This window comes from Actinomycetospora rhizophila (assembly GCF_042657905.1).
In the GTDB taxonomy this organism is placed as follows: domain Bacteria; phylum Actinomycetota; class Actinomycetes; order Mycobacteriales; family Pseudonocardiaceae; genus Actinomycetospora; species Actinomycetospora rhizophila.
The window spans coordinates 118,191-141,014 of the sequence record NZ_JBHSKG010000017.1; the positions used below are offsets into that span (position 1 = coordinate 118,191).

A 22,824-nucleotide genomic window follows, 5' to 3' on the forward strand; every position below is an offset into this window, starting at 1 on the left:
TCGCGCCGGCATCGAGCGCGTGGCGATACGGACACTGGGCGTCTGCGACGCCACGCCGCTGACACTTCGGGGTCGGCGTCGAGCGTGTGGTGATACGGACACTCAACGTCTGCGGTGGCCCACCGCTGACATCAGCGCACCGCGCGCGGGACCACGGCCCCCGACTCGTAGGCGATCACGACGAGGGCCGGGCGGTCGCGGGCGTCGAGCTTGGTGAGCAGGCGGCCCACGTGCGTGCGGGCGGTGGCCGCGCTGATCACGAGGCGCGCGGCGATCTCGTCGTTGGTCAGCCCGGCGCCGACCAGCGCGAGCACCTCGCGCTCGCGGGGGGTGAGGACGTCGAGGCGGGTCGCGTCGACCAGCGGCGCGGGGCGGGCGGCGAACTCGGCGATGAGGCGGCGGGTCACGGCCGGGGCGAGCAGCGCATCGCCGCGGGCGACGAGGGCGATGGCGCGGACGAGGTCGGCGGGCTCGGCGTCCTTGAGCAGGAAGCCGGCCGCCCCGCCGCGCAGCGCGCGGTACACGTACTCGTCGAGGTCGAAGGTCGTGAGCACGAGGACCGCGGTGCCGGCCAGGGACGGGTCGGCGACGATCGTCTCCAGCGCCGTGAGCCCGTCGACCCCGGGCATCCGCACGTCCATCACGGCCACGTCGGGGCGGGTCTCGCGGACGAGCGCGACCGCGGCGGCCCCGTCCCCCGCCTCGCCGACCACCGCGAAGCCGTCCTCGGTCTCGAGCAGCACGCGCAGCCCGGCCCGGACGAGCTGCTGGTCGTCGGCCAGGGCCACCCGGATCACGGCGCGCCGACCGGCAGCCGCGCCTCGACCACCACGCCCTCCGGCGTCGCGGTCACGGCCGAACAGCCGCCGACCGCGGCGGCGTGCTCGTCGAGGCCGCGCAGGCCGTGGCCCGGGGTCAGCTCGCCGGTCGGGCCGCCGTCGTCGGCGACGCGGATCCGCAGCTCGTCGGCGGTGTCGGCGAGATCGACGACGACCCGGCGGCCCTGCCGCGCGTGGCGGACGGCGTTGGTCACCGCCTCGCGCACGATGCGGAACGCCGCGGCGTCGACGCCCGGGGCGGGCTGCCCGGCGCTCCCCCGCACCTCGACGTCGACGCCGGCCAGGCCCGCGACGCGCACGACCTCGTCGAGGCGGTGCAGCCCGGCGACACCGGCGGGCTCGGCGTCGCGCAGGACGCCGAGCACGTTGCGCAGCTCGGCCAGCGCGGCGCTGCTCGCCTGCTTGATCTCCAGGAGCGCCGCGACCGCCTGCTCGGGACGGCGGTCGGCGACGTGCGCGCCGACGCCGGCCTGCACCGCGATCATCGCGAGGCTGTGGGAGACGACGTCGTGCACCTCGCGGGCCACGCGCAGCCGCTCCTGCTCGACGCGCCGGCGCGCCTGCTCCTGCGCCTGCTCGACGGCGGCGGTCTGGGCTCGCCGCAGGCCCCCGACCGCGACACCGACCGCGACCGTCGCGACGATCCACATGACGTGCTCCGGGGCGGTCGCCACGACCCGGCCGTCGATGACCCGCTCCAGCCCGACCCAGGCCACGAAGAGCAGCACGCCGACGCCGACCGAGCGGGGCCAGCTCAGGCGCGTCGCGACCGTGTACATCGCCACGGCGACCATGAGCGAGGCCGGCCCGTCGGGGTAGGCGAGCCAGTAGTACGGCGCGACCGCGGCCAGGGTCAGCGCGAGCACCACCAGCGGGGCCCGGCGCCGCCACGCCAGCACGAGGGCCGCGCCGGCGATCAGCAGGGCGCCGCCGGGCCACCACGGCCGGTCGGCCGGGGTCGCGGCGGCGGCCGTCCCCGCGAGGCACAGCGCGGCGAGCACGGCGGCCAGGGCCAGGTCGGGCGCCGGCGGCCACCACCGTGACCGGGCGAAACGGACGATCGGGGTCACCCCGGCGACGCTAGGGGTCCGCGGCGCGCCTGTCGTCAGCGTCTCGACGTACCCGACCCGGGGATCCGTCGGGGTCGCGCCGGGGCCCGGCGTCAGGGGCACCTACCATCGATGGATCAACCCTTGCTGGTGAGGAGTGGGACACCCATGGCGCGCGACGGCGGTACGACCTTCGAGAAGCAGGTGCTCGAGGCGTCGGAGCGTCTGTCGGGCATTGCCGAGCGGACCCCGCTGCAGCGCAACCCGCGCCTGTCCGGCGCCACGGGCACCCGGGTCTGGTTCAAGCGCGAGGACCTCCAGGTCGGGCGTTCCTACAAGCTGCGCGGCGCCTACAACCTCATCAGCCAGCTCGACGACGACGCCCGCGCGGCCGGCGTGGTGTGCGCGAGCGCCGGCAACCACGCCCAGGGCTTCGCGTTCGCCTGCGCCGCGCACCGCGTGCGCGGCCGCGTCGTCATCCCGTCGACCACGCCGCGCCAGAAGCGCGAGCGGATCGTCGCCCTCGGCGGCGACATGATCGACCTGGTGGTCGACGGCGACACCTACGACGAGTCCTCGGCCGCCGCGACACGGTGGTCCGGGGAGACCGGCGCGACCCTCGTCCCCGCCTTCGACGACACCCGCACCGTGGCCGGGCAGGCGACGGTGGTGGCCGAGATCGTCGACCAGCTCGGCGAGGCGCCCGACACGATCGTCGTGCCGGTCGGCGGCGGCGGCCTGCTCGCCGGCACCGCCACCTGGCTGCAGGCCACCCACCCCCGCACCCGGGTGATCGGTGTCGAGCCCGCCGGCGCGCGCAACGTCGCCGCCGCCCTGCACGCCGGCAGCCCGGTGGTGCTCGACGAGCACGGGTTCGACCGCTTCGTCGACGGCGCCGCGGTGCGCAAGGCCGGCGCGGTGACCTACCCGCTGATCCGCCGCTCGGGCGCCGAGCTCGTCGCCGTCGACGAGGGCCTGGTCTGCACCGAGATGCTCGCGCTCTACCAGACCGACGGCATCATCGCCGAGCCCGCGGGCGCGCTGGCGGGCGCCGCGATCCGCCCCGACGGGCCGGGCCTGGACCTGGTGCCGGGCGAGACCGTGGTCGTGGTCCTCTCCGGCGGCAACAACGACGTCTCGCGCTACGCCGAGGTCATCGAGCGCTCGCTGCGCTTCCAGGGCCTCAAGCACTACTTCCTCGTCGAGTTCCCGCAGGAGCCCGGCGCGCTGCGCCGCTTCCTCGACGAGGTGCTCGGGCCGGACGACGACATCACGCGCTTCGAGTACGTCAAGCGCGACAACCGCGAGGCCGGCCCGGCGCTGGTCGGCGTCGAGATCGGCGCCCGCGACGACCTCGAGCCGCTCCTGGAGCGCATGGCCCGCTCGCCGCTGCAGATCGAGGCGCTGGAGCCCGGGTCGCCGGCGTTCCGCTTCCTCGTCTGACGCCGTCTAGAGGTTCCTCGCCCACCGCGTCGCGGGCGCCGACCACCCGGGCCCCTGGTAGGGCTCGCCGTCGACCGTCCAGCCGCGGCGGGCGTAGAACGCCTGGGCACCCGTGTTCGCGGTGTAGACCCACAGGGTCGCCCGCGTGAAGCCCGCGGCCGCGAGGTGCGCGACGCCCGCGTCGTGCAGCGCGCCGCCGGCGCCGGTGCCGATGACCTCGGGGTCGAGGTAGAGGGTGTAGAGGACGGCGCTCACCCCCGTCGTGTCGCCGGCGAGCTCGGGGTCGCGCGACGGGCCGACGGTGCAGTAGCCCCGCACCCGGCCCTGCTCGTCGTCGGCGACGAACACCGCCATCGGCTCGGGCGCCGCGATCGCGGAGCGGCGGACCTCGGCGACCTCGCCCGCGTCGAGGGCGTCGAGGCGCTCGTCGGCGACGATGCCGCGGTAGGTGTGCCGCCAGCCGGCGACGGTGATCTCGCCGATCCGGTCGGCGTCGGCCTCGACCGCGCGGCGGATGGTCCAGCGCACCCGATCAGTCTCCCGCCGCCGCCCGCGCCGCCACACGCTCGGGGACGGGTTCGGACGCGACGGGCGTGACGGCGATCGCCGCGAGCGGGGCGAGGGCGGCGACGGCGAAGCCCACCGCGTAGCTCGAGACGCCGATGAGCGCGCCCAGGGCGGGCGGGGCGATCGTGGCGACGATGTTCTGGGTGGTGTTCTGCACGCCGAGCGCGCGGCCGGACCACCCGGGCCCGGCGATCTCGGCCGTGGCGACGAACGCGAGGCCGTTGTCGGCGACGGTGATCACCGAGCCGGCGGCGATCCCGGCCACGGCGACCAGCCCGAGGGTGAGGTCGCCGAACGCGAACACCAGCAGCACCCCGGCGCTCGCCACCGCGAGCTGGCGCATCGGGCGCAGCCGCGAGCCCACGCGGTCGGACCACCAGCCGCTGGCGATGCGCCCGCCCGCCCCCGCGATCTGCGCGGCCGCGACGAAGACGCCCGCCGCGCCCGGCGACCAGCCCTGCTCGCGCACGAGGTACTCGAGCGAGAACGCCGAGACCGCGAACTGCGGCAGCACCAGCAGCGCGCTGGCCGCGTGCACGCGGGGCAGGACCGCGGTGCGGTACGGCGAGGCGGGCGGGGCCTCGCCCGGCGCGCGCGGGGTGCGCGGCGGGTCGGCGGCGACCACGACGACGAGCACCGCGCACACCACGCAGGCGAGCGCCGGCCACCCGAGGGCGGGCAGCGGGCCCTCGCGCGCCGCGAGGGTCGGCAGCACGAGCCCGGCCGCGGCCACCCCGAGGGGCTGGGCGGTCTGGCGGATCCCCATCGCGAGGCCGCGCTCGTCGAGGTCGAACCAGCCCATGATCAGGCGCCCGCTGGCGGCGTTCACCGAGGCCGCACCGACGCCGGCGAGCACGAGCAGCCCGACGGTGGTGGTGAGCGAGGGCAGCGCGAGCAGCGCGAGCACCCCGGTGACCACCCCGCAGGCGCCGAGGCCGACGGCCATCGGCAGGCGCTCGCCGACCCGGTCGACGACCGCGCCCCAGGCGATCAGCGCCATCAGGAGCCCGAGGGTCGGGGCGGCGACGACGATCCCGACCGCGGCGAGCGAGAGGCCGCGCTCGTCGCGCAGGCTCGGCACGAGGAACGGCACGCCGTAGACCACTGCCGACGCGGCCGTCTGGGCGGCGACGCCCGCGGCGAGCACGGCCCAGCGTCGACGGGATGGCACGGCTCCCTGTTCTACGCCTCCGGCGCCCACTCCGCAGGAAATCTCTCCCACATCGTGGGACAGCTCAGCGTGACGTCAGTCCCACGAGCAGGTCGGCGCGGCGGTCGGCGTCCTCGCCGCGGGCGTGGTGCGACCAGGCGGCGAGCACCGCGAGCACCGCCGCGAGCAGCGGCAGGTCGCCCAGGAGCCAGGCCAGGACGCCCGCGAGGTGCTGGTCGGCGAGCAGGTCCGGGGCCCAGGGCAGGCGCAGCCGGACGAAGAAGTCGTCGACCCAGATCTGCCCGCTGCCGCCGTCGGCCGGGAGCACCGGCGTGCGCGACACCGGGTGGTCGGCCGCCAGCAGCGCCAGCCCGACCAGCGCGTGCACCGGCATCGACGCGAGCAGGAACGTCAGCCGGGCGATCGGCGGCAGGCCCGGCCCGTCCGGCGGCCCGGCGACCAGCGGGCCGAGGAACAGCACCCCGACCAGCAGGAACCACAGCGTCATCAGCGGCTGCAGCCAGCCCAGCGGCTGGGTCAGCGCGAACACCGGCGTGAGGTAGAGCAGCGCGGGCGAGCCGACGACGAGCACGAGAGCGACGGCGGGATGGCTCGCCCACCGCAGGGTCGGGGCCGCGAGGACGTGCTCGAGCCAGTCCGCGGGCCCCTCCCGCGCGCCCTCGGGCAGCGTGCGCCGGGCCAGCACGACCGGCGCGCCGAGCGCCCAGAGCAGCGGCACGGCGGTGGCGACGAGCATGTGTCCCGCGATGTGGACGCTGAGCACCGCCGGGCCGTAGCGCCCCAGCCCCGACGAGGTCGCGACGACGAGCAGCGCGCACCCGGCGAACCACGCCACCGACCTCCCCACCGGCCAGCGCGCGCCCTCGCGGGCGAGCCGGCGCAGGCCCGCGGCGTAGAGCACGGCGAGGACGACGGCCAGGGCCAGGGTGACGAGCTCGGGGCGCCAGGAGCTCGCGAGCACCGCGGGCGTCGGCGGCGCCGCCAGCCCGTAGCCGAGCAGTGCGGTCGGGGTGCTCGTCGCCCCCGGCGCCTGGACCGGGGGCACCGCGCGGGTCGCGACGGCCGACAGGCCCACGACCGCCGCGAGCACCGCCAGCTCGACCCGCCACGCGACCCGACCCGTGCGACGGCGCCACAGCGCCCCGCCGGCCACGACCGTCAGGGCGGCGGAGAGCAGGACGAGGACCGTCCAGTCGACGCCCGCCCCCGGCCCGCCGGGGCCGCTGAGCGCGACCGCGGCGGCCAGGGCCCCCGCGGCCACCGTCACGACACCCGCGGCCGTGCCGATCCGGGCGGCGCGCCACCACTCCCGGTGGTCGCCCCCGACGACCGCGAGCACCCCGAGCGTGCCGACCCAGACCGCGGCGGCCACGACGTGGAACGCCGTGCCCGACAGGGCGAGGTCGCGGCCGACGCCGTCGGCGGCGTGACCGGTCGCCACCGGCACCAGCACCGTCGCCACGGCGAGGGCGAGCACCCCGGCTCCCCCGCTCCACCGGCGCACCTCGCCGGCGGCCACCGCCGTCACCGCGCCCAGGACGGCCGCGAGCAGCCAGCCGACCGGCTCGCCGCGCGCGAGCATCGTCGTCACGAGGTCCGGGCCGAGCGGGACGCGCCCGCCCAGGGAGTCGGCCAGCGAGGCGGGCACCGACAGCGCCGCCGCGCCCGCCCCGGTCCACGCGGCCCGGCGGGCGACGCGCAGCGCGCGCTCCCCGGACGGGGTGAACGCGGTGGTGCCCGGCGCCGGGGTGGCGACGACCAGCGCGACCAGCAGCCCGCCGACCGTCGCGGCCCCGGCGAGGTCGATCACCGTGCGCAGCACCGGCACCAGCACGCGGACCACGACGCCCGGGTCGGCGAGACCCAGCTCGGGGTAGCCGACCGGGCCCCGCACCAGCACCGCGACGGCCGCGACGAGCAGGGCCGCGCCGGCGGCGAGCGCCACCCGGGCTCTCACGGGTCGATCTCGTCCGGGTAGCGGGCGCGGTACTCGTCGAGGTGCTGCGACTTGCAGACGTGCTGTTCCTTCTCGTTCTGCGCCTGGCGCATGCACTCGTCGAGCGTGCGCACGCCGCCGGTCTCGAGATAGGTGACGGCGCCCGCGAGCGTGCTCCACTCCACCGCCACCGCGATCGCGACCGCGACGACGCCCAGCGCGAGCCCGGCGAGCGGGCCCCTCCGGGACGTGTCACGTCCGCGGAGCCGCGCGACGGCCACCAGCGCGACCGCCACCGCGACGAGGCCCAGGGCGAGCCCACCCCAGCCGGTCCAGGCGCTGACCAGCGCCATCACGCCCAGCACGGGCGCCGCGACCACGATCCCGGGGCGCGCACGCACCGGGGTCGCCGTCGCGTCGGGTTCCGGGGCCACGGTCCGATCGTGGCAAGCGACGGGGGCGTCCTTGGCTCCGGGGGTGGCCGGTGTCCGGAACGTGCTCCCGTGTCCGGAGCGGTCTCCCGCTCCCCCGACCCGTGTCCCGAGGACACGGGTCGACTCCTCACCCCGGCGGCGCGAAGCCCGAGGACTTTCCCGGCGAGCTCGACGGGGTCGAGGCGTCCGACGGGGCGTCGGGGGCCCACCGCGACGGGGGCGTCGCGCCCGCGGCCGCGCCCGCCCACGGCGACGGCGGCGCCGGGGCAGGGCCGGAGGGCGGCGCCGAGCCGGTGGCCGGCGCGACGCCGGACGAGGGCGCGGGGGCCCCGGCCCACGGCGACCCGCCGAGCCGGGCGGTCTCGCGGCGTCGGCGCTCTCCCAGCACCGCAAGCAGGTAGGCCTCCGGGGGCGTCCCGGGCGGCGGGGGCGGCGCGACGCGGGCGGCCACGTCGGCGGCGAGCCGGCCGCCGAGCCGATCGCGCATCGGCGGGGCGAGCTGGGCGGCGCGCACGAGGAACTGGCGGGCGGCGAGGGCCAGGTCGTCGGGGAGGTCGGCGAGCTCGCAGCGCTGGGCCCACGCGGCGAGCCGGGGATCGGGCGGCGGGAGGCCGGGCAGCCCGGTGCGGGGCAGGCGCTCGCGGACGACGATCGTGCCGGCCAGCAGGTCGCCGATGCGCTGGCCGCGGGCGGTGCTCGCCGAGACGACGATCCCGATCACGCCGGTGAAGAACGAGAGCAGCCCGAAGTCGACGATGAACCCGGCGAGCGCGCGGGCCAGGGCGTGGCGGAAGACGATCGGCCCGCCGTCGGTGCGCACCACCCGCAGGCCCATCGCGTACTTTCCCGGCGAGCGCCCGCGGGTCAGCGTCTCCCACAGCAGCGGGTAGCCGACGAACACCCCGACGACGATCGCCAGGCCCACCGCCGCGGTCAGCGCGTCGTCGACCTCGGCGCCGGCCAGCTCGATCACCAGCAGCACCCCGACGAGCAGCGCGACCATGATCAGGATGTCGAGCCCGATCCCGAGCGCCCGGCTGGGCAGGCGGGCGGTGCGCACGTCCAGCTCGACGGCCTCGCCGATCACCACCCGGTCCACGGCGCCATCGTGCCAGCGCCTGTCGGGGTCCCGTCGAAAAGGATCGGCGGGAGGATCAGTGGGAGGATCGGCGATTGTGGACGTCGACGCCTACGTGGCCGCGCACCGGCCCGAGTGGGACCGCCTCGCGGACCTGCTCGACCGCCGCCGGTGGACGGGAGCCGAGGTCGACGAAGCGGTCGCGCTCTACGAGCGCACGGCCACCCACCTCTCGGTCGTGCGCTCCACCTCGCCCGACCCGGCGCTGGTGGCCCGCCTCTCGACGCTCGTGGCGCGCGCCCGTACCGCGATCACCGGGTCGACCACGGCCTCGTGGCGCGACCTCACCCGCTTCGCCGGGGTCGGCTTCGCGGTGTCGCTCGCGGCGTCGTGGCGGTGGTGGCTGACCACGCTGACGGTGTGCTCGCTCGTCATGCTGGCGGTCGGGGTGTGGGTCGCCCGCTCCCCCGACGTCCAGGCCGCGCTGCTCCCGCCGGAGGAGACCCGCCGGCTCGTCGAGGAGGACTTCGCGTCCTATTACAGCTCCGACCCGGCGTCGTCGTTCGCGGCGCGGGTGTGGACCAACAACGCCTGGATCGCGGCGATCTGCCTGGTCACCGGCGTGCTGATCCTCCCGGTGCTGTGGGTGATGCTCCAGAACGTCGTCAACATCGGGGTCTCGGGCGGGATCCTCGCCGCCAACGGCCGGGCCGACCTGTTCTTCGGGCTGATCACCCCGCACGGGCTGCTCGAGCTCACCGCCCTGTTCGTCGCCGCCGGGGCGGGGCTGCGGCTGGGCTGGTCGTGGATCGACCCGGGGCCGCTGTCGCGGACCGAGTCGCTCGCGCGCCAGGGGCGCACCACCGTCGGCATGGCGCTCGGCGTCGCGGCCCTGCTCGCGATCTCCGGGGTGATCGAGGCGTTCGTGACGCCCTCCGGCCTGCCGACCTGGGCCCGCATCGGCATCGGCGTGCTCGCCGAGCTGGGCTTCGTCGCCTACGTGCTCTGGGGCGCCGTGCTCGTCCGGCGGCACGGGGCCACCGCCCCGGCGCTCGCCGACCTCGCCGCCGACCGGCGCGGCGCCGCCCTCCCGGCCGCGGGGTGAGCACCGTGGTCCCCGACGACCTGCTCGTCGGGCTGCGCCGCGCCCGCGACCGCATCGACCGTCACTACGCCGAGCCGCTCGACCTCGACGCCCTCGCCGCGACCGCCGGCCTGTCGAAGTACCACTTCCTGCGCTGCTTCGCCCGCACCTACGGCCGCACCCCGCACGCCTACCTCACCGAGCGCCGGGTGGAGCGCGCCCAGGACCTGCTGCGCGCCACCAACCTCACCGTCACCGAGGTGTGCTGGCTCGTCGGGTACTCGGGCCTCGGCTCGTTCTCGACGCGGTTCCGCCGGCTCGTGGGCGCCAGCCCCTCGGAGTACCAGGCGCGCTGGGCGCGCACGGGCCCGCCGCGCATCCCGGGGTGCTTCGTGATGATGCACGGGTTGTCGGACCGAGCAATCCCGGAGAAGCCGAGGGGTGACCCCGCGCGAGGAGAATCCTCCGCATGATCACCAACATCTCGCTGGTCACGCTCTACGTCACCGACCAGGACGACGCGAAGAAGTTCTACTGCGACGTGATGGGGTTCGTGGAGGGCACCGACGTGCAGATGGGCGAGGGCTTCCGCTGGGTGACGGTCAAGCACCCGCGGCAGCCCGAGCTCGAGGTGACCCTGATGGTGCCCGGCCCGCCGCTGAACGAGGAGATGGCCGGCGCCGTCCGCCGCGCGCTGGCCAGCGGCACCATGGGCGGCTTCGGGCTGACGACCGACGACTGCCGCGCCGAGTACGAGCGCCTCAGCGAGCTCGGCGTCGCGTTCACCCAGGAGCCCTCGGAGCGCCCGTACGGCGTCGAGGCCGTCATGCGCGACATCTCCGGCAACTGGCTGGTCCTCGTCGAGCCGCGCGCCTTCAGCCCGGAGGACTTCAGCTGACACGCTGTCGGCCGTGAGCACGCAGGAGGAGCAGACCGCGGCCTGGAACGGCACCGGCGGCGACGCCTGGGTGCGCCTGCAGCCCCTCCTCGACGAGACGTACGCGGGGGTGGAGGAGCTGCTCGTCGACCGGCTGGCGGCCGTGGCCGGGAGCTCGCCGACGGTCGTCGACGTCGGCTGCGGGACCGGGGCGACGACCCTGGCGCTCGCGCGCCGCCTCGGCCCGGCCGCCCGCTGCGTCGGCGTCGACCTCTCCGCACCGATGGTCGAGCTCGCCCGGACGCGGGCCGGGGACGCGGCGGTCGAGTTCGTGGTCGCCGACGCCGCCCGCCACCGGTTCGCCCCCGGCGGGGCGGACGTGATCGCGTCGAGGTTCGGGGTCATGTTCTTCGACGACCCGGTGGCCGCCTTCGCGAACCTGCGCGCCGCCACCCGCCGCGGCGGCGCGCTGCGGGCGGTCGTCTGGCGCCCGCCCGCCGAGAACCCGTTCATGACCCGCGCCGGGGAGGCCGCGGCGCCCCTGCTCGACGTGCCGCCGTTCGTGGCCGGCGTCCCCGGCCCGTTCGCCCTCGCCGACCCCGACCACGCCCGGGACCTGCTCCGCGGGGCGGGCTGGTCGACGGTGAGCGCCGAGCCCGTCGACGTCGCGTGCGGGTTCGCCGAGCGCGATCTCGACGACTACGTCGGCGTCATGGGCCCCGTCGGGCGCGCGCTGGCGGGCGAGGACGCGGCGACCCGGGCCCGCGTCGTCGAGCACCTCCGGCCCGCGTTCGACGAGTTCCGCGCCGACGGGCGGATCCGCTTCACCGCCGCGGTCTGGCTCCTCGCCGCGGAGACCTGAGTCAGAGCCGGCCCGCCGCCTTGAGCGCGAGGTAGCGGTCGGCGACGGCCGGGGGCAGGTCGTCGGGCGCGGCGTCGACGATCTCCACCCCGCGGCGGGCGAGGCGTTCGGCGGTCCGGCGGCGGGCGTCACGGGCGGCGCCGGCCGCGGCGGCGGTGTAGACGGCCTCGGCGTCCCCGCGACCGGCGGCCATCGTCGCGAGCTCCGGGTCGGCGACGGCGGCGAGCAGCAGGGTGTGCCGGCGCAGCAGCGCGCCCAGCACCGGGTCGAGGCCCTCGGTGATCGCCGCCTCCTCGAGCCCGGTGACGAGCACGACGAGGCTGCGGCGCCCCGCCCGCGCCAGCGCCGCGGCGGCGAGCAGGCGCATGTCGGTCTCGACCAGGCGCGGTTCCAGCGGCGCCATGGCGGTCACGAGCGCGGGCAGCAGGTCGCGCTCGGTGGCCCCGAGCACGGAGGCGCGGACCTCGCGGTCGAGGGCGAGCAGGTCGACGCGGTCGCCGCCGCGCGAGGCGAGGGCGGCGAGCAGCAGGGCGGTGTCGAGGGCCGCGTCCAGCCGGGGTGCGTCGCCGACCCGGCCCGCGGCGCTGCGCCCGGTGTCGATGACGACGAGCACGTGGCGGTCGCGCTCCGGGCGCCAGGTCCGGACGACGAGGTCGTGCGAGCGCGCCGAGGCGCGCCAGTCGATGGAGCGGACGTCGTCGCCGGCGACGTACTCGCGCAGGGAGTCGAACTCGGTGCCCTGCCCCCGGACCTGGACCGCGCGGCGCCCGTCGAGCTCGCGCAGCCGCGCCAGGCGCGAGGGCAGGTGGCGCCGCGAGCCGAAGGCCGGCAGCACCCGCACCCGAGCCGGCACGACCCGCCGTCCCTGGCGGGCGCCGATCCCGAGCGGCCCGAGCGAGCGCACCGTCACCCGCACGGCGTCACGGTCGCCCCGGCGGGTCGGGGTCAGCGTGGTGACGACCCGGCGCCGCTCCCCCGCCGGCACGACCAGCCGGTGGCGGGACGGCGTCGCGCCGGCCGAGGGCTCCCACGCGTCGCGCAGCAGGACGACCGCGCGCCGCCGCGCCGGGTTGGCCACGCGCAGCGCCACCGCGAGCGACGTGCCGAGGCGCAGCGTCGTCACGGCGTCGGGGTCCTGCTCGCGGTCGAGGCGCAGGGTCCCCACCGGCACCGCGGCCAGCGCGTCGGCGACCGCGGTGAGCGCCAGCACCCCGGACACGACGAGCACCCCGGTCCCCGACGGCCACAGCAGGCCGACGACCAGCGCGCCCAGCGCGACGAGCAGCGCGAAGCGCCCGGTGACGGCCATGGCCTAGCGCGGCACCGGCACCGCGCCGAGCACCCCGGACACCACGCCGTCGGCGGTCACGCCCTCGAGCTCGGCCTCGGCGCGCACGGCGACCCGGTGGCGCAGCACCGGCAGCGCGAGGGCCTGCACGTCGTCCGGGGTCACGTACTCGCGGCCCGAGAGCCACGCCCAGCAGCGGGCGGCGAGCAGCAGCGCCGTCGCCCCGCGCGGGGACACCCCGAGGCGCAGCGACGGCGACGACCGCGTCGCGCGGCACAGGTCCACGACGTAGGCGAGGAGCTCGGGGCGCGCGGTCACCCGCGCCACCGCCGCCCGCGCGGCGCGCAGGTGCTCGGGCCCGGCCACGGGTCGGACGCCGGCACCGGCGAGGTCGCGGGGGTCGAAGCCCTCGGCGTGCCGGCCCAGCATCCGGATCTCGTCATCGCGCGGGGGTAGGGGCAGCACGAGCTTGAGCAGGAACCGGTCGAGCTGCGCCTCGGGCAGCGGGTAGGTGCCCTCGTACTCGACGGGGTTCTGGGTGGCCGCCACCACGAAGGGGTCCGGCAGCGGGCGCGGCACGCCGTCCACCGAGACCTGGAACTCCTCCATGGCCTCCAGCAGCGAGGCCTGGGTCTTCGGCGGGGTGCGGTTGATCTCGTCGGCGAGCAGCAGGTTGGTGAACACGGGGCCCGGGCGGAACGAGAACTCGGCGCTGCGCGAGTCGTAGACCAGCGAGCCGGTGACGTCGCCGGGCATGAGGTCGGGGGTGAACTGCACCCGGCGGTCCTCGAGCGACAGGGCCGCGGCGACCGCCCGCACGAGCAGCGTCTTCGCGACGCCCGGGACGCCCTCGAGGAGCACGTGGCGGCGGCTGAGCAGCGCGATGACCAGCCCCGTCACCGCGGCGTCGTGCCCGACGACGGCCTTGGCGACCTCGCGGCGCAGGGCGAGCAGGGCCTCGCGGGCCTCGTCGCCGCCCACGCCGGCGTCGGTCGTCACCACCGTGGTGTCGGTGCCCTCGCTGCTGGTCACGTGCGCCATCCGATCATGCGGACCCGGCCCGGCCGTCGGCGGCCGTGTCCCGCACGGCGCGGCGCAGCCCGTCGAGGTCGCCGGCCAGCGCCACCAGCGCCGGGTCGCCGGGTGGCACCGGGCCGTCGAGGAGTGCCCCGACCTCGGCCACCGGCCGCCCGGTGCGCGCGACCACGGCGTCGACCACCGCGGCGGTGCCCCCGCTGCGCGGCACCCCGAGGCGGGCGGCGAGCTCCCGGACCGCCTCGGCCCGCAGCGACGCCGCGGCCCGGTCGCGGGCGCCGGCCCGCCGGTAGAGCCGCGCCCGGCCGCGGACGGTCTCGCCGGCGGGCACGACGACGGGGAGGTCCTCGGTGACGACGGGGCCGAGCCGCCGGCCCCGCCACAGCGCCACGGCGAGCCCGGCGATCAGCAGCTGCACGGGTCCCCAGATCCAGCCGGCGGGCAGGAGCTCGGAGGTGCTGCGCTCCTGGCCGGGCTCCGCGGGCGGTGGGACCGGCAGGTACCAGAGCACCTCGGGGTGGGCGCCGAGCAGGTTGAGCGCCAGCGCGGCGTTGCCCCGCTCGTCGAGGGCGTCGTTGGTGAAGGGGGTCGCGTCGCCGACGACCATCACCGTGCGCCCGCGCTCGGACACGCTGACCAGCGACGACGCCCCGGTCTGGCCGTCCGTGGGGTAGCAGCGCTGCGCCGCGACCCCGGGAGCGACGCTGTACGCCGCGCCGGCGAGGTCGACGGGCCCGGCGCGCACCGCGGCGGGCAGCGCGCACGCGGGCTCGGTGGGCCCGGGCAGCTCGATGAGCTCGGTCCGCACGCCCGGGGCGAGCGCGGCCAGCGAGCGCTCGTCGGGGCGCACGAGCACGACGTCGGCGCCGGACGCGGCGAGGGCGTCGCGCTGGCGGGTGCTCATCCGCTCGGGGAAGGCGACGAGCACCGTGCGGCCCGGCGCGGCGGTCGCCGGGTCGAGGTCGTCGACGGCCCGGACGGTGACGCCCTGGTCCCCGAGCAGCTGCGCGAGCGCCCGCGCGCCCTCGGGTGAGGCACCCTCGGGGCTGAGGTCGCCGATCCGCGGGGCGGCGGAGAGGACGGCCACGATCAGCGCGGCGCCGAGCACGAGCGCGCCGATCAGCACCGGCCCGCGCCAGGCGCGTCGCCGGCGCGCCCCTGCCGGCCCGCCTTCCGCAGCGAACGCGCTGTTCGCTGCTTCTACGCGCCGGAAGTCCCCGTTGATCACGCGGCGCCCACCGCGCGGGTGGCCGACACGGCGGCGTCGATCTTGCGCAGGCGGGCGTCCGCGTCGGCGTCGGCGCGCCGTCCCCCGTACACCGTCTCGTCGAACCGGCGGGCGGCCTCGAGCAGGCCGTCGGCGACGGCGGGCAGTGCGCGCCCGCCCTCGCGGGCGGCGTCGCCCGCGGTGCGGCCGCGGCGGGGCTCGAGGATCGTGCGCTCCTCGAGCGACCGGACGATCGCGCGCATCCGCTCGCGCACCGCGTCGTCGAAGGCGCCGGCCCTCGCGTGGCCGTCGGCGAGGCGGCGGTGCTCGTCGGCGGTGCGCTCGGTGTCGCCCAGCACCGCGCCGGGGGCCGCCGCCGTGCGGGCGATCGGCCCGAACCGGCGGCGTACGACGACGATCACGACGACCAGCAGCACCAGCAGCACGAGCAGCCCCCACCCGCCGCCGGGCGAGATCCCGGAGGCGGCGCGCAGCAGGTCCTCGAGGCGCCGGGCGATCCAGCGCAGGACCTCCTGCACCGGATCGGGCGCGGCCTCCTGGTAGATCCGCCCGGAGAGCTCCTCGCGGGCCAGCTCGCGGGCGGGGTCGGCGCCGATGTCGATCGGCACGGCCGCCGGGGCCTGCGCTCCGGGCGGCACCGGGACCGCCGGATCCATCAGCGCGGCCCGACCGCGGCCCGCTGCAGCTCGATGTCGAAGCCCTCGCGGCGCATGCGCTGGTCGACGTACAGCAGGCCGGTGACCCCGGACTGGAACGGCGTGGTGAGCGTGGCCGCGATGATCGACCCCAGCGACGTCGCCAGCAGCACGCCGAGCGGCGCGGTGGAGGCCCCGGACAGGCCGCCGCCGGCGCTGAACGTCGCGACGCCGCCGACGATCCCGAACGGGATGGTGATCACGAAGGCCACGAACGCGGCGATGATCGCGCCGAGCAGCTGGATGCCGAGCACCGGCCACCACCGGCCCTTGACCAGGAACCACGAGCGGCGCAGCGCCTCGGTGACCCCGACGCCCTCGAGGACGTAGGCGGGCGCGGCCAGGGAGAGCGAGACCCCGACCCAGATCAGGACCACCACGGCGGCGAGCACCCCGACGCCGATGACGACCCCGCCGAGCGTGGGGTCGACGAGCAGCAGCAGGAGCCCCGGGATCGCCCCCACGAGCAGGATGCCGATGGCGATGAGGGCGATGAGCAGCGAGAGCCCGATGACCCCCAGGATCCGCGGCTGCGCGGCGCGCCAGGTCTCGCCCGCGTCGACCGGCGCGCCGAGCACCGAGCGGCTGATGACCACCATGAGGATGCCCGTCAGCACCGACGTCGCGATGAGCGTGACGATCCCGCCGACGAACGACGACGCGCCCGTCCCGGCGAGCTGGCCGGTGACCCGGGAGAGGTCCGGCGAGGCGCCCAGCGACGCCGGCGAGGCCGTCGGGACCAGCAGGGTCACCACGAGCTGGGCCAGCGTGCTGATCACCGCCACGACCGCCGACCAGCCCAGCACGATCTTCGGGTGCGCGCGGATGTAGCCGAGCGCGCCGTCGAGAATCTCGCCGAGCCCCAACGGGCGCAGCGGCACGATGCCGGGCTTCGGGGCGCGCGGCGGCATCCCGCCGAACCCTGGCTGACCGAAGCCGGGCTGACCGGCGGGCTGGCCGTACCCGGGCTGCTGGCCGTAGCCGGGCTGCTGGCCGTACCCGGCCTGTTGGCCGTACCCGGGCTGTTGCCCGTATCCGGGCTGCGGGCCGTACCCGGGCTGTTGCCCGTACCCGGGCTGCTGGCCGTACCCGGGCTGCTGGCCGTAGCCCTGGCCGTACCCCGGCTGCTGGCCGTACCCCGGCTGCTGGCCGTACGCGGGCTGCCCCCAGCCCGCCGGCCCGCCCGGCTCGCCGCCGGGCACCCCGCCGGTGGGGCCGGCGGTCGTCGGCTGGTCGCCGCCGCCCGGGTCCCAGGCCGGGACCGCGGCCGGGCCGGGCGTGCCGCGCGGCGGGGTGGGCTCGCCGTTCTCGCCGTTCTCGGCGGACGCGCCCGACGAGCCGGACGAGCCGGACGAGCCCGAGGAACCCGACGACTCGGGCGGGGGGTCGGACGACGACGGACCACTCACCAGGGCACGCTCCCCTCTCCGCGCGGTGACTCCCCGCGCCGGAGGAGATGACGCGGTGATCGTGCCACGCGGGCGCGCGCGGCACGCGTGAACGGACGCCACCGTGTGTCTGCCACGATCCTCCGGTGCCCCTGCACTCCGCGATGTGGCGACGGCTGGACGTCTCCGACGGCCTGGCGCACGGCGCCCTCTCCGACTACACCCCCGACGCGACCCACCCCGACGGCGCCCACCTGCTCGACGGCTCCGCGGTCATGCGCGACGACGCCGGCACGTGGTCGCTGCGCTACTCGGTGATCGCCGACCGGACCTGGCTCACCCGCACGGTGTTCGTCGAGGTGCTCGCCGACGACGGGCTCGAGCGCGTCACCCTCGAGGTCGACCCGCGCGGTGAGTGGTCCCTCGACGGCCGGCCCTGGCCCGACCTGCGGGGCTGCACCGACGTCGACGTCTCGGCCTCCCCGCTGACGAACACGCTGCCGGTCCGCCGCCTCGACCTCCCGGTCGGCGGCGAGGCGGCCATCGACGTGGCGTGGCTCGACGTGCCCTCGCTCGCGGTGCACCGCGTGCGCCAGGTCTACCGGCGCGGGCCCGACGACGCCCGCGGGCTCGCGACCTACACCTACGCCGACCCGACCTACGGCGAGTTCGGCGTCACCGTCGACCCGGTGGGCATGGTCATCGCGTATCAGGGCCTGTTCACCCGCGTGGCCTGAGTACCGTCGACGAGACACCCGCAGCAGGACGACAGGAGCGCGCGCGACCGTGGCCCCGCTGCGTCTGCCCTCCGGGCCCACCCGGTGGGTCCTGCTGGCCGCCGTGCTGCTGGCGCTGGTCGCCGTCGCCCTCACCGTCCCGGTGCCCACGCCGCTCGAGCTGCGCGACCGGGTCGCCGCCCTCGGGACGTGGGCGCCGCTGACGTTCCTGCTGGTGCACACGCTGGCGACGACGGCGCCGATCCCCCGCACGGCGTTCTCGCTGTCCGCCGGGCTGCTGTTCGGGCCGTGGCTGGGGATGGCGCTGTGCCTCGTGGCGAGCGTGGTGTCGGCCGCGGCGGGGTTCGCGATCTCGCGGCGTCTCGGCGGGCGGGCCGTGCGCCGCCTCGGGCCCGGCCGGGTGCGGATGCTCGAGGAACGGCTGAGTTCCCGCGGCCTGCTCGCGGTGATCTCGGCGCGCTTCGTGCCGTTCATCCCGTTCGCCCCGCTGAACTACACGTTCGGGGTGACGAGCGTGCGGTGGCGGCACTACCTCGCCGGCACCGCGATCGGGCTGGTGCCCGGCACCTCGGCGGTGGTGCTGTTCGGCGACGCGGTGACGGGCTCGCTGTCACCGAGCCTGCTCGCGGTCTTCGCGGTCAGCGGCACGCTCGGGGGGATCGGCGTGGCGCTCTGTGCGCGCACCCCGGTCGCGCCGGCCCCGAACGAACGAGCCCCGGACGAACGAGCGGAGCCGGACGAGGCCTGAGGGCCCTCAGCTCCCGGGCGGCGGCGCGGGCTCGTTGGCCGTCTCCGGCGCCTCGCCGACGCTGGTCCGCGGGCCCTCGGTCGGCTGCGGGCCCTCCTCGGGGCGCGGCGCGTTCGACGGGGCGATCGGCGCGAGCGGGTCGGGCGTGATGACGCCGGGCTGCGGGGCGGGACCGGGCGGCGGGAAGCCCTCGGTCGAGTAGTCGTTGGGGCTCGAGGGCGACCCCGGAGCGGGCTCGGCGGGGAACACGCAGGCGCTCAGGGCCACGCCCGCGGCGAGCAGGACGCCCACCAGCGCCGCCGTGCCCCTGGCCGTCCGTCGGTTCGCCACTGCAGGTCCTCCCGGGTCTCCCACCGGTCCTCCGCCGGCGGCGCGCAGACGGTATCGCGTCGCCGTCCCCCTCGCCGTGCTCGGCCCATGTGAGCGATCTCGGGTGCTATAGCCCCGAAGTTCGCTCACGTACGGGGCGCGAGCACCCCGCGGGGCCGGATCGAGCGCATCGGTTCGGGCGCGACGCCCTCCTCGCGCAGGACGTCGTTGGCGGCGGTGACCGCGGTGACCGCCGCCCGCTCCATCAGCGCCGACGGCACGTCGCTGGCCACCCAGTCGCCGGCCAGGCGCAGCCCGCGCGCGTCGGTGAGGACGCCGGGGCGCACCAGGTGGTAGCCGGGGTCGAAGCCCGGCGCGTTGGTGTAGCGGTGCGCGTCGACGTCGAGCACCCGCAGGTCGGCGGCCTCGGGCCACAGCGCCGCGAGCTCCTCGCGCATCGCGGCCACCAGCTCGTCGAGCGGGACCCCGGGTGGGCACGCGTAGGAGTGCAGCTCCACCACCGAGCGCCCGGGCCCGGCCCAGCGCGCCGACCCGCCCTCGAGCCGGTGGAACAGCGTCACCGAGTCGAGGACGCGCTCGCGGGTGACGCCGGTGAACACCGCCCGGCCGGGGTCGACGTCGCCCCCGCAGAACAGGCGCGCCACCACGTAGGGCTCGCCGCTGGGCAGCGCGGAGATCCGGCGCGCGAGGCCCGGCGCGGCCGCGACCAGCTCCGGCGAGGCGGCGACGAGGTCGCGGGTGGCCGGGACGTCGGTGGCCACCACGAGGTGGCGGGCGTGCCGGGCGGGCTCGCGCTCGACCTCGACCGCCCAGCCCCGCGCGCCGTCGGGGCGCAGCGACACCGCCCGCGCGCCCGTCGTGACGCTCGCCCCGTGCTTCTCCAGCAGGCGGGTGAACGGCTCCCACAGCGCCGTGCGGTAGTCCTCGACCGGGGCGTCCATGCCGAGGCCCTCGGGGTTGGCGGTGAAGTAGAAGTGGCACATGGCCAGGAACTCGGCCGCCGAGTAGCGCTGCTCGAGGTTGAAGAACGAGTGCGCGAAGACCTCGAAGAGCATCGCGCGCCCGCGGTCGGAGAAGCCCAGGCCGTCGAGCAGCTCGGCGGCCGTGCGGTGGTCGTGCTCGGCGTAGGTGCGGACCGGGTCGTAGCGCAGCATCGCCAGCGCCTCGTCGGGGTCGACGTGGCGCAGCTCGCGCAGCTTGAAGCTGGGGCTGCGCAGCACGAGCGCGACGAGGTTGAGCAGCGGTGTGCGGGGCAGCGCGGTGAAGTCCTCGGACTCCCAGCCGACCGACGGGCGGCTCGCGATCGGGTAGCCGCCGACGTCGCGCAGGAAGCCGAGGTCGGGGTCGAGACGGCGCAGGATGTCGCGCAGCGTGTAGTACTGCCGGAAGAAGCCGTGGTACCCGTGCTCCACGACCACCTCGGAGCCGTCGGCCAGCTGCCGGTCCCACGTGCCCAGGCGCCCGCCGAGGTGGGGGGCCGCCTCGAGCAGCTCGACCCGCACGCCGCGCTCGGCGAGCACCAGCGCGGCGCTCACCCCGGCGATGCCGCCGCCGACGACCACCGCCGTGGCGTCCGGCCCGACGCGCTGCGGGAGGTCGGGGCGGGCGGGGACGTGCTGGTGGAGGCGGCGGGGTCCGGACACGAGCGCCGACAGTAATCGCGCGGAGCGCACTGTTCGCGGCGAGCGCCGGGCTCGTAGAGTCACACCGCTTAGTCGTTAAGGTCCCGACGACGGGAGACCCCTCGTGCGTGCTGTGGTGCTGTCCGGCGGTCTGACGCACGACTTCCCCGCCACGACCGCCTGCCTGGCGGATCTATTGGCCCCGCTCGGGGTCGACACGGAGGTCCACGAGGAGGTCGACGGGGCGTTCCTCGCCCTGCCCGGCGCCGACCTGTTCGTCGTCAACGCGCTGCGCTGGACGATGACCGGGCCCGGCGTCCCCGACCGCTACCGCGAGCAGGCCGGCGCGGAGGGCGCGAGCCCCTCGCCGGCCGCGCGCGCCGCGTTCGCCGAGCACCTCGCCGCCGGGCGCGGCGTGCTCGCGATGCACACCGCCGCCCTGTGCTTCGACGACTGGCCGGGATGGGCGGACGCGCTCGGCGCCCGCTGGGTCTGGGGACACTCGCAGCACCCGCCGCTGGGCCCCGAGATCGAGGTGTCGGTGGTCGGCGACGGCGCGCTGGTCCACGGCGTCGACGGGTTCTCGCTGGTCGACGAGGTGTACGGCGACATGGAGCTCGCCGGCGACCTCGACCCGCAGCTCGCCGCGCCTCAGCCCGGCCCCGACGGGCGCGTCATGCCGCTGCTGTGGGCCCGCGAGCACGGCGGCGGGCGCGTCGTCTACGACGCCCTCGGGCACCACCCGCCGTCGTACGCCGTGCCCGAGCACCGGGAGATCGTCACGCGGGCGGCGCGGTGGGCGCTGCGATCGGACGACGGTGCCTGAGCACCCGCTGTCGCTGTCGGCCGGCTGCGTGCTCGACCTCGGGCCCGCCGAGGTCGTCGCCTGCGCGGCCGCGAGCGGCTACGACCTGGCCGGGGTCCGCCTCGCCGACCCCCGCGCCCAGCGCGACGCCGTCGCCCGCGCCCTCGCACGGCACCCCGTGGACCTGCTCGACGTCGAGGTCGTCCGGCTCGGCGCCGGCCCCCTCACCGACCACGACCGCGCCCTCGCGGAGACCGCCGCCGACCTCGGCGCCCGCTTCCTGCTCACCGTCTCCGACGAGCCCGACGAGGACGTCACCACCGCGCGGGTCGCCGAGCTGGCGTCCCTGCTGGACGGCGCGCCCACCCGCGTCGCCCTCGAGCCGATGCGGTTCACCGGCGTCCGGAGTCGCGCCGCCGCCGAACGGGTCGCGCGGGCCGCCGGCGTCACCGTGCTCCTCGACCCGCTGCACCTGCACCGCGCCGGCGACGACCCCGCCCGCCCCGCCGACCCGGCCCTGACCGGGTACGCGCAGCTCACCGACGTCGCCGACCCGGCCACCACGCCGGACGATCTCGATGCGCTCGTCCGGGAGGCCCGCCACGACCGCGTCCCGCCCGGCGAGGGCGGGCTGGACCTGCACGCCTTCGTCGCCGCCCTGCCCCCGGACGTCCCGCTGGCGGTCGAGGTCCAGTCGGACCGGCTGGCGGCGAGCACGGCACCCCTGGAGCGCGCGCTGATGCTGCGGCGGGCCGCGCACCCCTTCCGAGGAGGAACCCCCTGATGGCCCGACCGATCGCCGGCATGTCCGTGCTCGTCACCGGAGGGGGGTCGGGCATCGGCGAGACCGTGGTGACGCGCCTGGCCGCCGCCGGCGCGCGGGTCACCCTGACCGGGCGCCGGGCCGAGAAGATCGCCGCGGTGGCGCAGCGGTCGGGCGCGCGACCGGTCGCGGGTGACGTCACCGTCGACGCCGACCGGCGCGCGATGGTCGACGCCGCCGTCGAGCACGGCGGCGGGCTCGACGGCGTCGTCCACGCGGCGGGCAACATGTACCGGGGCCCGCTCGCGGAGCTCACCGAGCAGGGCCTGCACGACGTCTTCGCCTCCAACACCGTCGCGCCGATGCTGCTCACCGGGCTCGCGCTCCCCCACCTCGTCGCGTCGCGGGGCGCGGTGGTGTTCTTCGGGTCGGTGCACACCCAGCGCGCCTTCCCCGGGGCGTCGCCCTACGCCGCCACCAAGGGCGCGCTGGAGACGCTGACCGGGGTGCTCGCCGCCGAGCTGGGCCCGCAGGGCGTCCGGGTGAGCTGCGTGCGCCCGGGCGGCGTGCTCACCGAGATCAACCAGCGGGCGGGCCTCTTCGACGACGCCACGGCCGCCGAGCGCATGCAGTCCCTCGGCCCGGCGCACGCCCTGGGCCGGCCGGGCACCACCGACGAGGTCGCCGAGGCCGTCGAGTACCTGCTCGGCGCGGAGTGGGTCACCGGCAACGTGCTCACCGTCGACGGCGGCCTGGGCCTGGGCGTCACCCAGGCGTGAGGGGCCTGCGGCCCACGTGAGTGATGTGGGGTCGCCCTGGCGACCCATATCACTCACGTGCGCGCA

24 protein-coding genes are annotated in these 22,824 nt (G+C 77.1%); 10 read left to right on the plus strand and 14 right to left on the minus strand.

What is annotated here, in order from left to right; all coding sequences use genetic code 11:
• Window positions 1–131: 131 nt before the first annotated feature.
• Complete coding sequence (locus ACFPK1_RS25805; protein WP_378023814.1) at window positions 132–797, minus strand: response regulator; 666 nt, start codon at window positions 795–797, stop codon at window positions 132–134.
• Entirely contained in the window at window positions 794–1,909 is a 1,116-nt protein-coding gene (locus ACFPK1_RS25810; RefSeq protein WP_378023815.1) for a sensor histidine kinase, read from the minus strand. Before ACFPK1_RS25810 ends, ACFPK1_RS25805 begins: the two co-directional genes overlap by 4 nt.
• A gap of 147 nt (window positions 1,910–2,056) precedes the next feature.
• Between ACFPK1_RS25810 and ilvA the strand changes: the two genes are divergently transcribed.
• Window positions 2,057–3,331, plus strand: coding sequence for a threonine ammonia-lyase IlvA (gene ilvA, locus ACFPK1_RS25815; protein ID WP_378023816.1), 1,275 nt, complete (start codon window positions 2,057–2,059; stop codon window positions 3,329–3,331).
• Window positions 3,332–3,337: 6 nt separating this feature from the next.
• Here ilvA and ACFPK1_RS25820 read toward each other — a convergent pair whose 3' ends face one another.
• The 5 genes from ACFPK1_RS25820 to ACFPK1_RS25840 form a co-directional block, all read right to left on the minus strand.
• The gene (locus tag ACFPK1_RS25820) at window positions 3,338–3,859 is read right to left on the minus strand and encodes a GNAT family N-acetyltransferase (protein WP_378023817.1); all 522 of its coding nucleotides are present in this window, start codon (window positions 3,857–3,859) and stop codon (window positions 3,338–3,340) included.
• A 4-nt stretch (window positions 3,860–3,863) separates the two neighbouring features.
• Entirely contained in the window at window positions 3,864–5,069 is a 1,206-nt protein-coding gene (locus tag ACFPK1_RS25825) for an MFS transporter (RefSeq protein ID WP_378023818.1), read from the minus strand.
• A 64-nt stretch (window positions 5,070–5,133) separates the two neighbouring features.
• Window positions 5,134–7,026, minus strand: coding sequence for a cytochrome c oxidase assembly protein (locus ACFPK1_RS25830; RefSeq protein WP_378023819.1), 1,893 nt, complete (start codon window positions 7,024–7,026; stop codon window positions 5,134–5,136).
• Window positions 7,023–7,439, minus strand: coding sequence for a hypothetical protein (locus ACFPK1_RS25835; RefSeq protein ID WP_378023820.1), 417 nt, complete (start codon window positions 7,437–7,439; stop codon window positions 7,023–7,025). Before ACFPK1_RS25835 ends, ACFPK1_RS25830 begins: the two co-directional genes overlap by 4 nt.
• Window positions 7,440–7,566: 127 nt before the next feature.
• Complete coding sequence (locus ACFPK1_RS25840; protein ID WP_378023821.1) at window positions 7,567–8,538, minus strand: RDD family protein; 972 nt, start codon at window positions 8,536–8,538, stop codon at window positions 7,567–7,569.
• A 76-nt stretch (window positions 8,539–8,614) separates the two neighbouring features.
• Here ACFPK1_RS25840 and ACFPK1_RS25845 point away from each other — a divergent pair, with 76 nt between their 5' ends.
• The 4 genes from ACFPK1_RS25845 to ACFPK1_RS25860 are packed head-to-tail and all read left to right on the plus strand — an operon-like array spanning window position 8,615 to window position 11,340.
• Window positions 8,615–9,622, plus strand: coding sequence for a stage II sporulation protein M (locus ACFPK1_RS25845; RefSeq protein WP_378023822.1), 1,008 nt, complete (start codon window positions 8,615–8,617; stop codon window positions 9,620–9,622).
• Window positions 9,623–9,627: 5 nt separating this feature from the next.
• Window positions 9,628–10,074 carry a helix-turn-helix domain-containing protein gene (locus ACFPK1_RS25850; protein ID WP_378023823.1) on the plus strand — a complete coding sequence of 149 codons (447 nt, stop codon included), beginning with the start codon at window positions 9,628–9,630 and terminating at the stop codon, window positions 10,072–10,074.
• Complete coding sequence (locus ACFPK1_RS25855; protein ID WP_378023824.1) at window positions 10,071–10,499, plus strand: VOC family protein; 429 nt, start codon at window positions 10,071–10,073, stop codon at window positions 10,497–10,499. Before ACFPK1_RS25850 ends, ACFPK1_RS25855 begins: the two co-directional genes overlap by 4 nt.
• A 13-nt stretch (window positions 10,500–10,512) precedes the next feature.
• Complete coding sequence (locus tag ACFPK1_RS25860; RefSeq protein ID WP_378023825.1) at window positions 10,513–11,340, plus strand: class I SAM-dependent methyltransferase; 828 nt, start codon at window positions 10,513–10,515, stop codon at window positions 11,338–11,340.
• A gap of 1 nt (window position 11,341) precedes the next feature.
• Here ACFPK1_RS25860 and ACFPK1_RS25865 read toward each other — a convergent pair whose 3' ends face one another.
• The 5 genes from ACFPK1_RS25865 to ACFPK1_RS25885 all read right to left on the minus strand — a co-directional run bounded on the left by ACFPK1_RS25865 (window position 11,342) and on the right by ACFPK1_RS25885 (window position 16,995).
• A complete protein-coding gene (locus ACFPK1_RS25865) occupies window positions 11,342–12,649 on the minus strand; it encodes a DUF58 domain-containing protein (protein ID WP_378023826.1) in 1,308 nt (435 codons plus the stop codon).
• A 3-nt stretch (window positions 12,650–12,652) separates the two neighbouring features.
• The gene (locus ACFPK1_RS25870; RefSeq protein WP_378023861.1) at window positions 12,653–13,609 is read right to left on the minus strand and encodes an AAA family ATPase; all 957 of its coding nucleotides are present in this window, start codon (window positions 13,607–13,609) and stop codon (window positions 12,653–12,655) included.
• 64 nt (window positions 13,610–13,673) lie between these two features.
• Window positions 13,674–14,891, minus strand: coding sequence for a DUF4350 domain-containing protein (locus tag ACFPK1_RS25875; protein ID WP_378023827.1), 1,218 nt, complete (start codon window positions 14,889–14,891; stop codon window positions 13,674–13,676).
• On the minus strand, window positions 14,888–15,547 hold the full coding sequence (locus tag ACFPK1_RS25880) for a DUF4129 domain-containing protein (protein ID WP_378023828.1): 660 nt from the start codon (window positions 15,545–15,547) through the stop codon (window positions 14,888–14,890). Before ACFPK1_RS25880 ends, ACFPK1_RS25875 begins: the two co-directional genes overlap by 4 nt.
• Window positions 15,547–16,995 carry a DUF7847 domain-containing protein gene (locus ACFPK1_RS25885; protein WP_378023829.1) on the minus strand — a complete coding sequence of 483 codons (1,449 nt, stop codon included), beginning with the start codon at window positions 16,993–16,995 and terminating at the stop codon, window positions 15,547–15,549. The genes ACFPK1_RS25880 and ACFPK1_RS25885 overlap by 1 nt, the downstream gene beginning before the upstream one ends.
• A gap of 125 nt (window positions 16,996–17,120) precedes the next feature.
• Between ACFPK1_RS25885 and ACFPK1_RS25890 the strand changes: the two genes are divergently transcribed.
• The gene (locus tag ACFPK1_RS25890) at window positions 17,121–17,711 is read left to right on the plus strand and encodes a putative glycolipid-binding domain-containing protein (protein WP_378023830.1); all 591 of its coding nucleotides are present in this window, start codon (window positions 17,121–17,123) and stop codon (window positions 17,709–17,711) included.
• A 49-nt stretch (window positions 17,712–17,760) separates the two neighbouring features.
• Window positions 17,761–18,459 carry a TVP38/TMEM64 family protein gene (locus ACFPK1_RS25895; protein WP_378023831.1) on the plus strand — a complete coding sequence of 233 codons (699 nt, stop codon included), beginning with the start codon at window positions 17,761–17,763 and terminating at the stop codon, window positions 18,457–18,459.
• Between the two features lie 6 nt (window positions 18,460–18,465).
• Here ACFPK1_RS25895 and ACFPK1_RS25900 read toward each other — a convergent pair whose 3' ends face one another.
• The gene (locus tag ACFPK1_RS25900) at window positions 18,466–18,789 is read right to left on the minus strand and encodes a hypothetical protein (protein WP_378023832.1); all 324 of its coding nucleotides are present in this window, start codon (window positions 18,787–18,789) and stop codon (window positions 18,466–18,468) included.
• Window positions 18,790–18,914: 125 nt separating this feature from the next.
• On the minus strand, window positions 18,915–20,432 hold the full coding sequence (locus tag ACFPK1_RS25905; RefSeq protein WP_378023833.1) for an FAD-dependent oxidoreductase: 1,518 nt from the start codon (window positions 20,430–20,432) through the stop codon (window positions 18,915–18,917).
• Window positions 20,433–20,535: 103 nt separating this feature from the next.
• Between ACFPK1_RS25905 and ACFPK1_RS25910 the strand changes: the two genes are divergently transcribed.
• The 3 genes from ACFPK1_RS25910 to ACFPK1_RS25920 are packed head-to-tail and all read left to right on the plus strand — an operon-like array spanning window position 20,536 to window position 22,758.
• Complete coding sequence (locus ACFPK1_RS25910; protein ID WP_378023834.1) at window positions 20,536–21,237, plus strand: ThuA domain-containing protein; 702 nt, start codon at window positions 20,536–20,538, stop codon at window positions 21,235–21,237.
• On the plus strand, window positions 21,230–22,000 hold the full coding sequence (locus ACFPK1_RS25915) for a sugar phosphate isomerase/epimerase family protein (protein WP_378023835.1): 771 nt from the start codon (window positions 21,230–21,232) through the stop codon (window positions 21,998–22,000). Before ACFPK1_RS25910 ends, ACFPK1_RS25915 begins: the two co-directional genes overlap by 8 nt.
• The gene (locus ACFPK1_RS25920; protein ID WP_378023836.1) at window positions 22,000–22,758 is read left to right on the plus strand and encodes an SDR family NAD(P)-dependent oxidoreductase; all 759 of its coding nucleotides are present in this window, start codon (window positions 22,000–22,002) and stop codon (window positions 22,756–22,758) included. Before ACFPK1_RS25915 ends, ACFPK1_RS25920 begins: the two co-directional genes overlap by 1 nt.
• Window positions 22,759–22,824: the final 66 nt, after the last annotated feature.

Bases quoted from the DNA above. Each gene is read 5' to 3' on its own strand.
- ilvA (WP_378023816.1), top strand. From the start codon at position 2,057: ATGGCGCGCGACGGCGGTACGACCTTCGAGAAGCAGGTGCTCGAGGCG.
- ACFPK1_RS25855 (WP_378023824.1), top strand. From the start codon at position 10,071: ATGATCACCAACATCTCGCTGGTCACGCTCTACGTCACCGACCAGGAC.
- ACFPK1_RS25865 (WP_378023826.1), bottom strand. From the start codon at position 12,649: ATGGCCGTCACCGGGCGCTTCGCGCTGCTCGTCGCGCTGGGCGCGCTG.
- ACFPK1_RS25880 (WP_378023828.1), bottom strand. From the start codon at position 15,547: ATGGATCCGGCGGTCCCGGTGCCGCCCGGAGCGCAGGCCCCGGCGGCC.
- ACFPK1_RS25920 (WP_378023836.1), top strand. From the start codon at position 22,000: ATGGCCCGACCGATCGCCGGCATGTCCGTGCTCGTCACCGGAGGGGGG.